We start from the raw sequence: 13,437 nt of genomic DNA, 5'->3' as shown, positions 1-13,437 counted from the left end.
CCCGCCGGAGCAATTCGGCGGGTTTTTCTTCGTAGCTGTGGGGGCAAGCGGGAATTGGCCGCACGTGATCGGGGATGCTGGCACGTCAGCCTGCGCGGTGCCCGCGCCTGCACCCTCGACAAGTCGGCTGTGGCACATTAGGCAGTCGATAGGGTGGCCGAACGAGAAGGACACTCGGAAAGGCCGCACCCATGAGCAGAAAGACCCTGATTGCACCATCGGTGCTGGCGTCGGATTTTTCCAAACTCGGCGATGAGGTCGAAGCGGTGGCGGCGGCCGGCGCCGACTGGATCCATCTTGATGTTATGGACGGGCATTTCGTGCCCAACATCACCTTTGGCCCGCCGGTGATCAAGGCGATCCGCAACCGCACCAAGGCCTTCTTCGACTGCCATCTGATGATTGCCCCGGCCGACCCCTATCTGGCCGCTTTCGCCGAGGCCGGCTGCGACGGTTTGACCGTCCATGCCGAGGCCGGCCCGCATCTTGACCGCTCGCTGCAGACCATCAGGAACCTTGGCAAGAAGGCCGGTGTGTCGCTCAATCCGGCGACGCCGGAAAGCGTGGTCGAATATGTGCTCGACCGGCTCGACCTGATCCTGATCATGACCGTCAATCCGGGCTTCGGCGGCCAGGCCTTCATCCCGGCGGTTGTCGACAAGGTGAAGCGGGTCAAGGCCCTGATCGGCGGCCGGCCGATCCGCATCGAGATCGACGGCGGTGTTTCAGCCGAAACCGCGCCGCTGGTCACCGCTGCCGGCGCCGACGTGCTGGTGGCGGGCGCCTACATCTTCAAGGGCGGCAGCGTCGAGGCTTATCGCCAGAACATCCAGGCGATCAGGACGGCAGCCGACAACGCAGCCGGCTGACCGGCGGTGTTCCCGCGGTCGGCCCGACATGCCGGCTAAGGTTCTGGTCCCGGGCGGGGCTTGTGAATATCTGATGCGTAACGGCATCGGGCTGAGCGGTTGCCTGATTCGGTCTCAAGGTCCGCCGGCCTATGCCCAAAGCAGACAGTTGATCTCGCGCGCATACAAAAGAACAGAAAGACAGATTCTCCTGCGTGCATACAAAACATGTTAAGTTTCCACAGGTTGTGAAAATGCGCGGAATTACAGCATTGCACTCCGGAATGCCGCATATTCCTTTGTGCTAAAGTACAATAACGTGATCTTCTGCTTGAGCAGGCGAATGCTCGCGCTGTATGGTACAAGTACGAGACGGCGGATGCTTTCAGACTCGAATCGCCCAGGCCAAGTCTTGGGGACAAGGAGTCGCTATGACATACGGAGCTGCCAATCTGAACGACGACGCTGCGGGACCGAAGAGCACGCTTGCCAGTACGGTCTATCAGCAATTGCGGGACGATCTTCTCGGCGGTGTCCTTGAAACCGAGAGCAAACTGCGGGTCGAATGGGTTGTCTCCAAATATGGGGCCGGCGCCTCACCTGTCCGCGAGGCTCTCAATCGCCTCGCCTCGGAAGGACTTCTCGGCCGGCACGACCAGCGCGGCTTCTTCATCATGCCGGTCAGTGCGCCGGAACTCGAAGAGCTGACGCGCACCCGCTGCTGGCTCGAGGAGCGGGCGCTTCGCGAATCCATCGTCCACCGCACCGCCGAATGGGAAGAACAACTCGTGCTGGCGCTGCATCGCCTGGGCCGTGCGTCACGTTTTTCGCCGCAGAACCTCGTCTCGCTCAATCCCGATTGGGAGAGGCTGCATCGCATCTTTCACAGGGTGCTGATTTCGGCCTGCCGGTCGCAATGGCTGGTGGGGTTTTGCGACCAGCTCTCCGATCACGCCTATCGCTACCGGCAAATGGCCAATGATGGCGAAGGCGTCCAGCGCGACGATTTCGGCGAGCATCGCCTGATCGCCGAATGTGCCCTGGACGGCAATGCCGACGGTGCCGTCGAGGCACTGCTCAACCACTACCGGTTGACTGCCGCCATGTGCATGAAGCGCTTCGAGCAGGACGACGAAACGAAGGAACTCGCCGGCAAACGCGCTCGGCGATAGCAGTCGTTTCCTGGCGGGTCTCTTGCGCTCGTTTCTTGCGCTCAGCCTGCGTGGAGAGCGGCTGGCGTGAACTGCTGTCGGCGGGCTTGACGGCGCGGCCAAGAACCGCGAACTCTCGCCGCCGAGGCATGCCGCGACAGGCGCATGCTCAGCGCCGTAGCACCCCAGGAAGTCTTCATGAGCAATCATCTGTTCGATGCGTTCCGGTCCCGGATGCCGGCGCCAGCGCGCTTGCTGATGGAGACCGATGATGGCCGCTTGCTCACCTATGGCGATATGCTGGCCCGCTCTGCGCAGCTTGCGCATGCGCTCTTGCAACTGGATGTCGAACCCGGTGACCGCATTGCCGTGCAGGTCGAGAAGAGCCCGGAAGCGGTCATGCTCTATCTCGCCTGCTTGCGAGCCGGCGCCGTCTTCCTGCCGCTCAACACCGCCTATACGCTGGCCGAGCTGGAGTATTTCTTCGGCGACGCGGAACCACGCCTGGTCGTCTGCGATCCGGCAAGAGCGGCCGATATCGGCGCGCTGGCGGAAAAGACGGGCGCCGTCACCGTCACGCTCGGCCGCGACGGCCGGGGATCGCTGACCGACCAGGCCTCGCGGCTGCCGACGGATTTTCATGACGTGGCGCGCGGGTCGGATGACCTCGCGGCAATCCTCTACACGTCGGGAACCACCGGCCGTTCGAAAGGCGCCATGCTCAGCCACGAGAACCTTGCTTCGAACGCGCGCGTGCTGGTCGAGCACTGGCGTTTCACTGGAGACGACGTGCTGATCCACGCATTGCCGATCTTCCACACGCACGGCCTGTTCGTCGCCACCAATGTCGTCCTGATGGCCGGCGCCTCGATGCTGTTCGAGCAGAAGTTCGATCCGGCCCGCATCGTCTCGCTGATGCCGCGTGCCACGGCCCTGATGGGCGTGCCGACCTTCTACGTGCGCCTGCTGCAGCAGGATGGGCTGGCCCATGAGGCGGCAAAAAACATCCGTGTGTTCATTTCCGGCTCGGCGCCGCTTTTGGCCGAGACGCACAAGGCCTGGCGCGAGCGCACCGGCCACGCGATCCTCGAACGCTACGGCATGACCGAGACCAACATGAACACCTCGAACCCCTATGAGGGCGAGCGGCGCGCCGGTACGGTCGGGTTCCCCTTGCCCGGCGTCACGCTTCGCATCGCCGATCCCGACAGCGGCGCAGCACTTGCGCAGGGTGAGGTCGGCATGATCGAGGTCAAAGGCCCCAACGTCTTCGGCGGCTATTGGCGTATGCCGGAGAAGACCAAGGCGGAATTCCGCGCCGACGGTTTTTTCATCACCGGCGATCTCGGTATGGTCGACGCCGACGGCTACGTCCACATTGTCGGCCGCGGCAAGGACCTGATCATATCGGGCGGCTACAATATCTATCCGAAGGAACTCGAAAGCGAGATCGACGCGCTCGACGGGGTTAGCGAAAGCGCCGTCATCGGCGTTGCCCATCCGGATTTCGGCGAAGGCGTCACCGCCGTCGTCGTGCGTGCGCCGTCATCGCCGATCACCGATGCCGAAATTCTCGGCGCCATCGCCGGGCGGGTGGCGAAATACAAGCACCCGAAGCGGGTGATCTTCGTCGATGAACTGCCGCGCAACACCATGGGCAAGGTACAGAAGAACCTGCTGCGCGACACCTACAAGGACATATACGCATCATAGTTGCGCTGGGGCAGGGGCGCCTTACTCCTTGCGCGGCCTTTCGGCCCGGCTGCCGGAACCCCACAAGGCGCGCTTCAGCAGGTTGCGCTTGCGTGGGGCGAGATTGATGTCGCTGACAAGCTTGGCGCCGCCCTCGCGCCGTTCGAGGGTGATCTTGCGGCTGTGGAAGGCTTCCAGCTCGGCCCGGTGCGCCACGCTGATGATGGTGACATCAGGCAATTCGCGGATCACCGTCGCCATCATGGTGTCCTGGCTCTTCTCGTCGAGCGCCGAGGTTGCTTCATCCAGCACGACGATATCGGGGCGGTGCAGCAGCAGGCGCGCGAAGGCGAGGCGCTGCTTTTCGCCGCCCGACAGCGTCTGGTCCCATGGCGCTTCTTCCTTGATCCTTTCGGCAAGATAGGCAAGGCCGACCTTGTCGAGGGCGGCCTTGATCTGTTTGATCGTCCACTTGTCCGCCGCCGCGGGATAGGCGACCGCGCGGCGAAGCGTGCCCGAGGGGATGTAGGGGCGTTGCGGCAGCATGAACAGTCGCCTGCCGGCGTGGAAATTGACGCCGCCGCCGCCCCACGGCCATAGGCCCGCGACGGCCCGCACCAGCGTCGACTTGCCTGAGCCGGATTCGCCGGCCACCAGCACCCGCTCACCGGGTTCGATTGCAACCTCGGTCTCCTTGACCACGGCGGTGCCGTCGTCGAGCGTGACGGAGAGATTGTCGAGGCTGAGCATCGCACCGTCATCGGTTTCGCCGTGCTGGATGCGTCCGAGCGCGTCGCTTTGCTCCGCACGCTCGAGCCCGTCGAGCGACATCATCAGCGAAGCTATGCGCCGCGCGGAGGCGTTCCAGTCGGCAAGACGCGGGTAGTTGTCGACCAGCCATCCGAACGCGCCTTGCACGATACCAAAGGCAGACGCTGCCTGCATCACCTCGCCAAGCGTCATTGAGCCTTCGAGGAATTTTGGCGCGCACAGCAGGATCGGCACGACCGGCGCAAACAGGCTCGATCCCTGCGACACCGCCGCCGTGCGCATGTGCTGGCCTGTCAGCAGCGCCCATTGCCTCAGCACATGGCCGAAATTCCTGTCGATGCCGCTGCGCTCCTCCTCCTCGCCGCCCAGCAAGGCGATGCTCTCGCCGTTTTCGCGCACGCGCGTCAGCGTGTAGCGCAATTCGGCCTCCGCCTGGTTCTTCCGCTCGGAGAGCTGGACGAAATTGCGGCCGATGACCACCATCGAGGTCGAGGTGATGGCGGCATAGATCATCGCGGTGATGACCAGGAAGCCGGGAATGGTAATGCTCTCGCCGCCGATCGGCAGGGTGAGCGCGCCGCCGATGGTCCACAGCACGACGATGAAGGTCGAGGCCGACAGGAACGCGTTGAGAACGCCGGCGATGAAATCGACCGGCGACTCGGTGGCGATGCGCAAATCCTCGGTCATGCGGGCCTCGGGGTTCTGGTGGTCGCCGCCGACGAGGTTCAGTTGGTAGTAGCGACCGCTTGCCAGCCAGCGCGCAATGACCGCAGTGGTCAGCCAGGAACGCCAGCGGCGCTGGATCGTCATGCGCAGGTAGACCTGCGCGACGACAAGGCTGCCGCTGCAGATCACCAGCGGCACGAAGACGGCGCTGAGGAAATAGACGCTGCGGGCGTTGCGCTGCTCGAGCGCATCGAACATCGAGCGGTTCCAGACATTGATGCCATACTGGAAGCCGATATTGATGCAGATCAGCAGCAGCACCCCTATCGTCAATGGCCAAGCGAGCCGGTCGCCGCGCCGGCTCCAGTAACCGCGCGCGCTGATCCAGAAACGCCGCAGCAGATATTTCTTGCGCGCCTGCTCGGCCTCTTCGGGCGTCAGTTGCGGATCGGGCTCGACAGCCTCCGGCGGTGGCCCCGGCTGGCCGTCGACCTCCGGGGCAGCCTCGGCAGTCGACGGTTTTTTTTCGCGCAAATCGTCGTGGCGCGGCCTCTGGTCACGCGGCGCTTGCTGGCGCGGCTTCAAGGCGCCGCGCGGTTTGATGCCGTCGGCCTGTTTCAATTTGGGTTTCGCCTCGGACATACGCTCCGACAACGACCTCAAAATCAAAAGGTTTCATGACGTCAGCCGACTTGAACCTGAAATCAACGCGCAGTGTCGGAGCCGGCCGCAAAAACCTTTTCACCGCCGATCCAGACGCCCTTCGTGTCGAGATCGTCCGACAGCGCGACAATATCCGCAGCCGTGCCGTTGGCGAATCGGCCAAGCCGGTGCGACTGGCCGATTGCTTGGGCCGGATAGAGTGAGGCCATGCGCAAAGCCTCGGAAAGCTCGACCCCGACGACGCGGTGGATGAAACGAACGGCCGAGATCATATCGAGATCGGCGCCCGCCAGCGTTCCGTCGGCCAGCCTCAGGCTGCCGTCCCTTCGATAGATGGTGCGGCCGTTGAGCGTGAACGACGTCATGTCGGTGCCGATTGTCGCCATGGCGTCGGTGACCAGCACGATCCTGGCCGGCCCCTGCTTGGCGCGCAGCGCGATCTTGATGGTGGCCGGGTCGACATGGATGCCGTCGGCGATGAGACCGGCGGACAAGCTGCCGATGTCGATGGCAGCCCCCGCCAGTCCAGGTTCGCGATTGCCGATCTGGCTCATCGCGTTGAACAGATGGGTGACCATCGAGGCGCCGGCCGCGGCAAAGGCGCTGGCGGTGGCATAGCCGGTACCGGAGTGGCCAAGGCTGACGATGATGCCGGCCCTGGCGAGTGCCGCGACGCGCGCCGGCTCGACGGATTCAGGGGCAATGGTGGTGAGCAGCACCGGTAGTTTTTGCCGCGCGGCGATCAGCATCGCCTGGTCGGCGTCCGTCATCGGCCGGATCAGCGCCGGATCATGTGCGCCCTTGCGGGCGACCGACAGATGTGGGCCTTCGAGATGCAGTCCGAGAAACCCAGGCACCTTCTGGCGCGCCGCTGCCTCGCCGGCGGCGACAGCGGCGGCCGTGATTGCAGGCGTGTCGGTGATCAGCGTCGGCAGCAGCGCCGTCGTGCCGAAGGGCGCATGTGCGCGGCAGATGGTCTCGATGGAAGCGACATCGGGGTGGTCGTTGAGCATGACGCCGCCGCCGCCATTGACCTGCAGGTCGACGAACCCCGGCACCAGAAGGCCGCCGCCGGTGTCGACGACGCGGATATCCGAGGGGATAGCGCCGGTGGGCAAAATGGCCTCGACGAGACCGTCGCGCACGACAAGTGCGTGGCCTTCATGCCAGTCGTCCCCATCGAAAATCCGGGCGCCAGTCAGGGCAAAGCGATCGCTCATACTGTCTCCGTCACCTTGCGAAGATTGCGCGGCGTGTCCGGGTCGAGACCGCGATGGCGGGCAAAGGCCTCGACGAACATGTAGAAGGAGACGATCAGCGTCAGCGGATCGGTCAGCGGATGGCCGGTGGCGACATGCGGCAGGCGCACGGCGCGTTTGCCAAGTGACGAGGTGACGAACACCGGCGCGCCCTTGGCCGCCAGGCTGTCGGCGGCCTCGGCGATGGACGGCTCGGAGGCGTCGCGCGCGGCCAGCGCCAGCACCGGAAAATCGGGGCCGATCAGCGCCAGCGGGCCGTGCATGACTTCGGCCGCGCTGTAGGCCTCGGCATGCATGCCGCAGGTCTCCTTGAATTTGAGCGCCGCTTCGTTGGCCATCGCCGCCGACGGTCCGCGGCCGAGGATGAACAGCGACTTCTGCTTCTCGATCGTCTCAGACAGCACGCTCATCCAGTCGCAGGCGATCGCCTTGCTGAAATGTTCCGGCAGGCGGGCAAGTGCGGCCAACAGCGCATCGTCGCCGGTGGCATGCGCCATCAAGGCAAGACCAGCCACAGTGGAATTGATGAAGGTCTTGGTGGCCGCGACGCTGCGCTCGGGGCCGGCCAGGATATCGATCGCATAGTCCGATGCGCGCGCCAGCGGCGAATCGGCGGTGTTGGTGATGGCGATGGTCAGCGCGCCCCCCGCCCGCGCGGTTTCGGCCATGGCGACGATATCGGGGCTCTTGCCCGACTGCGAGATCGCCAGGCAGGCCGAGCCGGCGAGCCTGAGCTTGCGGCCGTAGATCGAGGCGATCGATGGGCCGACCGATGCGACCGCCAGGCCGGCGGTCAGCTCGACGGCGTATTTCATGAAGGTGGCGGCATGGTCGGAGGAGCCGCGTGCCACGGTGACGACGAACTGCGGGTCGCGTTCGCGGATGCCGCGCCCGGCCTCGGTCAGCACGGCGCCGGAGCCGTCGAGCAGGCGGGCGACCGCTTGCGGGACCTCCTCGATCTCGCGCCGCATATGGGTCATTTCGGTCGTGCTCATGGTCGGCCCTCTTCGCTCGGCCCTGTCAGCCGCAGTTCGGCGACGAAATCATAGGCGTCGCCCCGGTAGATGGAGCGGGTGAATTCGATCACCTTGCCGCTCGCCAGATAGGAGATGCGTTCGATGTGCAGGCCGGCAATGCCTGGCGGCACTTCGAGCAGGCGCGCGTCGCTGTCGCCGAGATTGGCGGCGGAAATGCGCTGCACCGCCCGCACCGGCCGGTTGCCGGTCAATTCCAGCGCCGCATAGAGCGAGGAGCCTATATCAGCCGGATCGGGCAACACGCTGGCCGACAGCGAGGCGCGCTCGATCGCCAGCGGCGTGTCGTTAGCGATGCGCAGGCGCGCCACGCGCGCCACCAGTTCGCTCGAGGACAGGCCGAGCACCATCATCTCGTCGGGCGAAGGTGCGTAAAGGCCGCGGTCGAGCCATGCCGAACGCACAGCCATGCCGCGCCGCGCCATGTCTTCGGTGAACGAGGTCAGCCGCGATAGCGACTGTTCGACACGCTCCATGCGCGGCGCCACGAAAGTGCCGGAGCCGTGGCGCTGCACCAGGATGCCGCCCTTGACGAGGTCCTGCACCGCCTTGCGCACGGTGACCCGCGAAATATCGGCCTTGGTGGCGATGTCGCGCTCGGAAGGCAGCGCGTCGCCCGGCCCGATCAGGCCGCGATTGACCGCGTCCTCGATGCTCTTGCGAAGCTGCAGATAAAGCGGCGCGCCGCTTTGCGCCTGATGTTTGAGCGTGGCGAAGATCTGGTCGGCGGCCTCGCTCATCGAGCTGCCTCCGCGTGTCCGGCGAAAAGGCGAACCGCCATCTGCACCGCGCCGCCCAGCGCGTCGTCGAGCGGCGGCTTCAGCAGCGCCCGATAGCGGGCAGACAGCCGCGGCGCGTAGAGCGGCGCCAGCCCGCCGAGCAGGCACAGCGGCGCGTCGTCGGCAAGGTCGAGCGCGCCGAGCGAGGCTTCGACGTCGGCGACCACCCTGTCGAGGATCCAGTTGGCGACGCTGTCGCCCTTTTCGGCATGCTCGAACACCTTGGGTGCGAAGCCGCCGAAGTCGCCCGGCTTGGCATTGGTGGTGAATTCGACGACGTCCTCCGGGTTGTTGCGGAAGACGGCCAGCATGCTCTGGGTCAGCGGCGAACCGGCGCGAACGCCATCATAGGCAAGCAGTGTCTGTTCGAGCAGGTCGCGGCCGATACGGGCGCCGCTGCCCTGGTCGCCAACCTGGAAGCCCCAGCCGCCGATGGCGCGCGATTTGCCTTGTCTGCGCGCCATATAGGCGGTGCCGGTGCCGAAGATCGCCATGGCGCCGTCGCCGGAGCCGACAGCGCCTTCCAGCGCGATCTCGGCGTCGGTCTCGACGCGGCTGATGCTGAATGGCAGGATCGCTTCAAGCTGCTGCCGGTAGGTGCCGACATTGGCGCCGGCAAGGCCGAGAATTGCGGGTGTTTGCGAGATCAGTTCCGGATCCTGCCCGGCGGCGAGGAACGCCTGCCTGGCGGCCTCGACGATGTTCGAGCGGGCGCCGGTCAGGTCGGTGCGTATGTTGGCGGCGCCGCTTTTGGCGCGGCCAACAACAGTGCCATCCGCTGTTGCCAGGGCAGCCCTGCAGCTGGTGCCGCCACCATCGATTCCGAGCACGAGATTCACGTGGTTTCTCCTCCATGCGGATAATACCAATAAAATACCAATAGCCAAGGGTTAATTTCCGTTTCAAAAAGATTAAGCCGTATTTTATTGAAAAACCTATGCATTTCGTCGGCTCAGCGATTTCTGGCCAGCGAATTCGTTAATGCGTGTGGACAAGTGGTATTTTTTTGGTATTGTTCTGGTATTGGAGGAACCGGGATGGCCGAAACGCGCACCGAAGCGCTTCACCAGAATGCCGAGGGGCTGGATATCCAAGCCCCGGACGCCATCCTTTCCTATTTGGCCGACGCGCAGATCGAAGCCGCAAAAGTTGTGCGCCATGCCATCCCGTCCATCGCCAGGGCAGCAGAAATCATCGCCGGTGGGTTGAAGAGTGGCGGCAAGCTTGCCTATGCGGCGGCCGGCAGCTCCGGCCTGATGGCGCTGGCCGATGCGCTTGAATTGCCCGGCACCTTCGGTATTCACCGCGACCGCATTGCTATCCTGATCGCCGGCGGCGACGACGCTTTCCGCACATTGGCCGGCGGGCCGGAAGACGATACCGAGGAGGCCGCGGCAGCGGTCGCCAAGGCCGGCCTCGGCAAGGGCGACTGCCTGATCGCCATTTCCGCCAGCGGCACGACGCCCTATGCCGTCAAGGCGATCGAGGAAGCCGCCCGTCGGGGCGCCGCCACCATCGGCATCGCCAACAACAGGGACTCTGCGCTGCTGCGCCAGGCACAAACCGCCATCCTGCTCGAAACACCGCCGGAACTGATCGCCGGCTCTACGCGCATGGGCGCCGGCACTGCCCAGAAGATCGCGCTCAACATGCTGTCGACGCTGACCGCCATCCATCTCGGCCATGTGCATGACGGCTACATGGTCAATCTCATGGCCGACAACATCAAGCTGCGCGACCGCGCGGCGCGCATCGTCGCCGCGATCAGCGGGCGCGGCACGGACGAAGCGGCCCGTCTGCTCGAGAAGAGCGGCGGCGCGGTCAAGACCGCCATTCTGCTCGCAGCAGGCGCCGACAGCACTGACGCGGCGCAGAAGATACTGGAAGAGGCCGGCCAGAAGCTGCGGCCGGCCCTTTCCGCTATAGAGGGGAGCAAGGGGCGCACTGCCTCCGTTCTCATCAAAACCGAACCTGAAAAAGGTCAACAGGGAGACTGAGCATGACAACGAAACTACTGACGGCACTGCTTTTGGGCACCAGCATTCTCGGCTCGGCCGGGGTTGCTTCTGCCGCAGACGTAACGCTCAACATCGAAAGCTGGCGCGGTGACGACCTTGCCATCTGGAAGGACAAGCTGATCCCGGCCTTCGAAGCCAAGAACCCGGGCATCAAGGTGGTGTTCGCGCCGTCGGCTCCGACCGAATATGACGCAGCGCTCGGCGCCAAGCTCGCCGCCGGCTCGGCGGGCGACCTGATCACCTGCCGCCCATTCGACAAGTCGCTCGAGCTGTTCAAGAAGGGCAACCTTGCCGATCTCTCGGCGCTGCCCGGCATGGAGAACTTCTCGCCCGTGGCAAAGTCCGCCTGGCAGACCGACGACGGCAAGGCGAGCTTCTGCGTGCCGATGGCCTCGGTCATTCACGGCTTCATCTACAACAAGGACGCCTTCGAAAAGCTCGGCATCAAGGTGCCGGAGACCCGCGACGAGTTCTTCGCCGCGCTCGAGAAGATCAAGGCCGACGGCACCTACATCCCGATGGCGATGGGCACCAAGGATCTCTGGGAAGCCGCGACCATGGGCTACCAGAACATCGGCCCGAACTACTGGAAGGGCGAGGACGGCCGCGCAGCGCTGATCAAGGGCGATCAGAAGCTGACCGACAAGGACTGGGTCGCGCCGTATGAGGAACTGGCCAAGTGGAAGCCTTATCTGGGTGACGGTTTCGAGGCGCAGACCTATCCGGACAGCCAGAACCTGTTCACGCTCGGCCGCGCCGCCATCTACCCGGCCGGCTCGTGGGAAATCGGCCTGTTCAACACCCAGGCCCAGTTCAAGATGGGCGCCTTCCCGCCGCCGGTCGAAAAGGCCGGCGACACCTGCTACATCTCCGACCATACCGATATCGGCATGGGCCTGAATGCGGCTTCGAAGAACGCCGATGCGGCCAAGACCTTCCTGTCCTGGGTCGCTTCGCCGGATTTCGCCACCATCTATGCCAACGCGCTGCCGGGCTTCTTCAGCCTGAACTCCGCGCCGGTGAAGATGGAAGACCCGCTGGCGCAGGAATTCGTCTCCTGGCGCGGCAAGTGCAAGTCGACGATCCGCTCGACCTACCAGATCCTGTCGCGCGGCACGCCGAACCTCGAGAACGAGACCTGGGTTGAATCGGCCAACGTCATCAACGGCACCGACACCCCGGACGCTGCAGCCAAGAAGCTGCAGACCGGTCTCGACAGCTGGTACAAGCCGGCCAAGTAAGCGCTCAGGCAACGAGATCGGCCGGGCGTATGCCTGGCCGGTCTCGGACTATCCTGGTTTTTCAGATTGCGATTGTCGGCACCGCCTCTCGGCCTTACCCTCGCTGTTGTGGGGCAAGGCTAGCTGACCAGTCGCAGGCCTTTGTTCTTGCCGCATCGGGCAAGAACGGTCGGGCCGTGCATCGAGGCATCATCTAGATCGATACCCTTTGGAACCGAGAGACGGCGGGGACCGAACTCATGGCCGCAGAAACACGACCGAAAAGACCGTTCCGCTGGCACATCGGCATCTTCCTGGCGCCGGCGGTGCTCGTCTACACGGCGATCATGATCCTGCCGCTCGCCGGCACGCTGCAGCTGTCGCTGTTCCGCAACATCGAGCAGCACCAGGTCTTCGTCGGGCTGCAAAACTTCCGCACCCTGTTCGGCGACCCCAACTGGTCGGTGGGTTTCTGGAACGCGCTCAGGAACAACACCTGGTTCTTCATCATCCACATGCTGGTGCAGAACCCGATCGGCGTCATGCTGGCCGCGCTGCTGTCCAGCCCGAGACTGAGATTCGCGGCCTTCTACCGCACGGCGATCTTCGTTCCGACGATCCTGTCCTTCGTCATCGTCGGCTTCGCCTGGAAGCTGATCCTGTCGCCGCTGTGGGGCGTGGCGCCGCATCTGATGGATCTTGTCGGCCTGAAAAGCTTGTTCACGCCGTGGCTGGGCAAGGAGCAATATGCTCTGACGGCGCTTAGCCTGATCTCGGTGTGGCAGTTCGTCGGCATCCCGATGATGCTGATCTACGCAGCCCTGCTGTCGATTCCCGAAGAGGTGATCGAGGCGGCCGAATGCGACGGCATTACCGGCCTGTCGCAGTTCTGGAAGATCAAGCTGCCGCTGATCCTGCCATCGATCGGCATCATCTCGATCCTCACCTTCGTCGGCAATTTCAACGCCTTCGACCTGATCTACACCGCGCAAGGGGCGCTCGCCGGGCCAAACTATTCGACCGACATTCTCGGCACCTTCCTCTATCGCGCCTTCTTCGGTTTCCAGCTGCAGACCGGCGACCCCAATATGGGCGCGGCGATCGCCACGATGATGTTCCTGATCATCCTCGGCGGCGTCTGCGTCTACCTCTTCCTCGTCCAGACGCGCCTGCGTCGCTACCAGTTCTGAGGGGCGAGATGTCGAGCTTGAACACCCCCCTCTGGCCTGCCGGCCGTCTCCCCCGCAAGGGGGGAGATTGGCAGCGTTGGCCTTGCCGGCCATCTTGCTGCGTTGGTGATTGGCGAAAGCAGTCGCGACATCCGATCTCCCCC

General features: G+C 64.4%; 11 protein-coding genes. 6 read left to right on the top strand and 5 right to left on the bottom strand.

Annotated features, from left to right (window positions below):
* Positions 1-191 precede the first annotated feature (191 nt).
* From rpe to NKI66_RS14395, 3 genes are all read left to right on the top strand, one after another.
* Positions 192-869 carry a ribulose-phosphate 3-epimerase gene (gene rpe / locus NKI66_RS14405; protein ID WP_352553280.1) on the top strand — a complete coding sequence of 226 codons (678 nt, stop codon included), beginning with the start codon at positions 192-194 and terminating at the stop codon, positions 867-869.
* 410 nt (positions 870-1,279) lie between these two features.
* Entirely contained in the window at positions 1,280-2,020 is a 741-nt protein-coding gene (locus NKI66_RS14400; protein WP_128305144.1) for a GntR family transcriptional regulator, read from the top strand.
* 177 nt (positions 2,021-2,197) lie between these two features.
* Complete coding sequence (locus NKI66_RS14395) at positions 2,198-3,712, top strand: malonate--CoA ligase (RefSeq protein WP_352720939.1); 1,515 nt, start codon at positions 2,198-2,200, stop codon at positions 3,710-3,712.
* Between the two features lie 21 nt (positions 3,713-3,733).
* On the opposite strand, the gene NKI66_RS14390 is transcribed toward NKI66_RS14395, so the two are convergent.
* The 5 genes from NKI66_RS14390 to NKI66_RS14370 form a co-directional block, all read right to left on the bottom strand.
* The gene (locus NKI66_RS14390; protein ID WP_352752019.1) at positions 3,734-5,773 is read right to left on the bottom strand and encodes an ABC transporter ATP-binding protein/permease; all 2,040 of its coding nucleotides are present in this window, start codon (positions 5,771-5,773) and stop codon (positions 3,734-3,736) included.
* A 62-nt stretch (positions 5,774-5,835) separates the two neighbouring features.
* A complete protein-coding gene (gene nagA / locus NKI66_RS14385) occupies positions 5,836-7,014 on the bottom strand; it encodes an N-acetylglucosamine-6-phosphate deacetylase (protein ID WP_352752017.1) in 1,179 nt (392 codons plus the stop codon).
* Entirely contained in the window at positions 7,011-8,048 is a 1,038-nt protein-coding gene (locus NKI66_RS14380; RefSeq protein WP_352752015.1) for an SIS domain-containing protein, read from the bottom strand. Before NKI66_RS14380 ends, nagA begins: the two co-directional genes overlap by 4 nt.
* Positions 8,045-8,827, bottom strand: a complete 783-nt coding sequence (locus NKI66_RS14375) for a GntR family transcriptional regulator (RefSeq protein ID WP_027040192.1) — start codon at positions 8,825-8,827, stop codon at positions 8,045-8,047. The genes NKI66_RS14380 and NKI66_RS14375 overlap by 4 nt, the downstream gene beginning before the upstream one ends.
* A complete protein-coding gene (locus tag NKI66_RS14370) occupies positions 8,824-9,705 on the bottom strand; it encodes a glucosamine kinase nucleotide-binding domain-containing protein (protein ID WP_352752013.1) in 882 nt (293 codons plus the stop codon). Before NKI66_RS14370 ends, NKI66_RS14375 begins: the two co-directional genes overlap by 4 nt.
* 198 nt (positions 9,706-9,903) lie before the next feature.
* Between NKI66_RS14370 and NKI66_RS14365 the strand changes: the two genes are divergently transcribed.
* The 3 genes from NKI66_RS14365 to NKI66_RS14355 all read left to right on the top strand — a co-directional run bounded on the left by NKI66_RS14365 (position 9,904) and on the right by NKI66_RS14355 (position 13,294).
* Positions 9,904-10,863: an N-acetylmuramic acid 6-phosphate etherase gene (locus NKI66_RS14365; RefSeq protein WP_352611525.1), complete on the top strand. Its 960-nt coding sequence runs from the start codon at positions 9,904-9,906 to the stop codon at positions 10,861-10,863.
* Positions 10,864-10,865: 2 nt separating this feature from the next.
* The gene (locus tag NKI66_RS14360) at positions 10,866-12,125 is read left to right on the top strand and encodes an ABC transporter substrate-binding protein (protein WP_352752011.1); all 1,260 of its coding nucleotides are present in this window, start codon (positions 10,866-10,868) and stop codon (positions 12,123-12,125) included.
* A gap of 239 nt (positions 12,126-12,364) precedes the next feature.
* The gene (locus tag NKI66_RS14355) at positions 12,365-13,294 is read left to right on the top strand and encodes a carbohydrate ABC transporter permease (protein ID WP_352752009.1); all 930 of its coding nucleotides are present in this window, start codon (positions 12,365-12,367) and stop codon (positions 13,292-13,294) included.
* The last annotated feature ends 143 nt before the right edge of the window (positions 13,295-13,437 follow it).

Source organism: Mesorhizobium sp. M0518 (assembly GCF_040321125.1).
In the GTDB taxonomy this organism is placed as follows: domain Bacteria; phylum Pseudomonadota; class Alphaproteobacteria; order Rhizobiales; family Rhizobiaceae; genus Mesorhizobium.
This window is presented reverse-complemented; position numbering and strand designations above follow the sequence as displayed.

Coding starts and splice junctions, on each gene's coding strand:
- rpe (WP_352553280.1), top strand. CDS start 192: ATGAGCAGAAAGACCCTGATTGCACCATCGGTGCTGGCGTCGGATTTT.
- NKI66_RS14400 (WP_128305144.1), top strand. CDS start 1,280: ATGACATACGGAGCTGCCAATCTGAACGACGACGCTGCGGGACCGAAG.
- NKI66_RS14395 (WP_352720939.1), top strand. CDS start 2,198: ATGAGCAATCATCTGTTCGATGCGTTCCGGTCCCGGATGCCGGCGCCA.
- NKI66_RS14390 (WP_352752019.1), bottom strand. CDS start 5,773: ATGTCCGAGGCGAAACCCAAATTGAAACAGGCCGACGGCATCAAACCG.
- nagA (WP_352752017.1), bottom strand. CDS start 7,014: ATGAGCGATCGCTTTGCCCTGACTGGCGCCCGGATTTTCGATGGGGAC.
- NKI66_RS14380 (WP_352752015.1), bottom strand. CDS start 8,048: ATGAGCACGACCGAAATGACCCATATGCGGCGCGAGATCGAGGAGGTC.
- NKI66_RS14375 (WP_027040192.1), bottom strand. CDS start 8,827: ATGAGCGAGGCCGCCGACCAGATCTTCGCCACGCTCAAACATCAGGCG.
- NKI66_RS14365 (WP_352611525.1), top strand. CDS start 9,904: ATGGCCGAAACGCGCACCGAAGCGCTTCACCAGAATGCCGAGGGGCTG.
- NKI66_RS14360 (WP_352752011.1), top strand. CDS start 10,866: ATGACAACGAAACTACTGACGGCACTGCTTTTGGGCACCAGCATTCTC.
- NKI66_RS14355 (WP_352752009.1), top strand. CDS start 12,365: ATGGCCGCAGAAACACGACCGAAAAGACCGTTCCGCTGGCACATCGGC.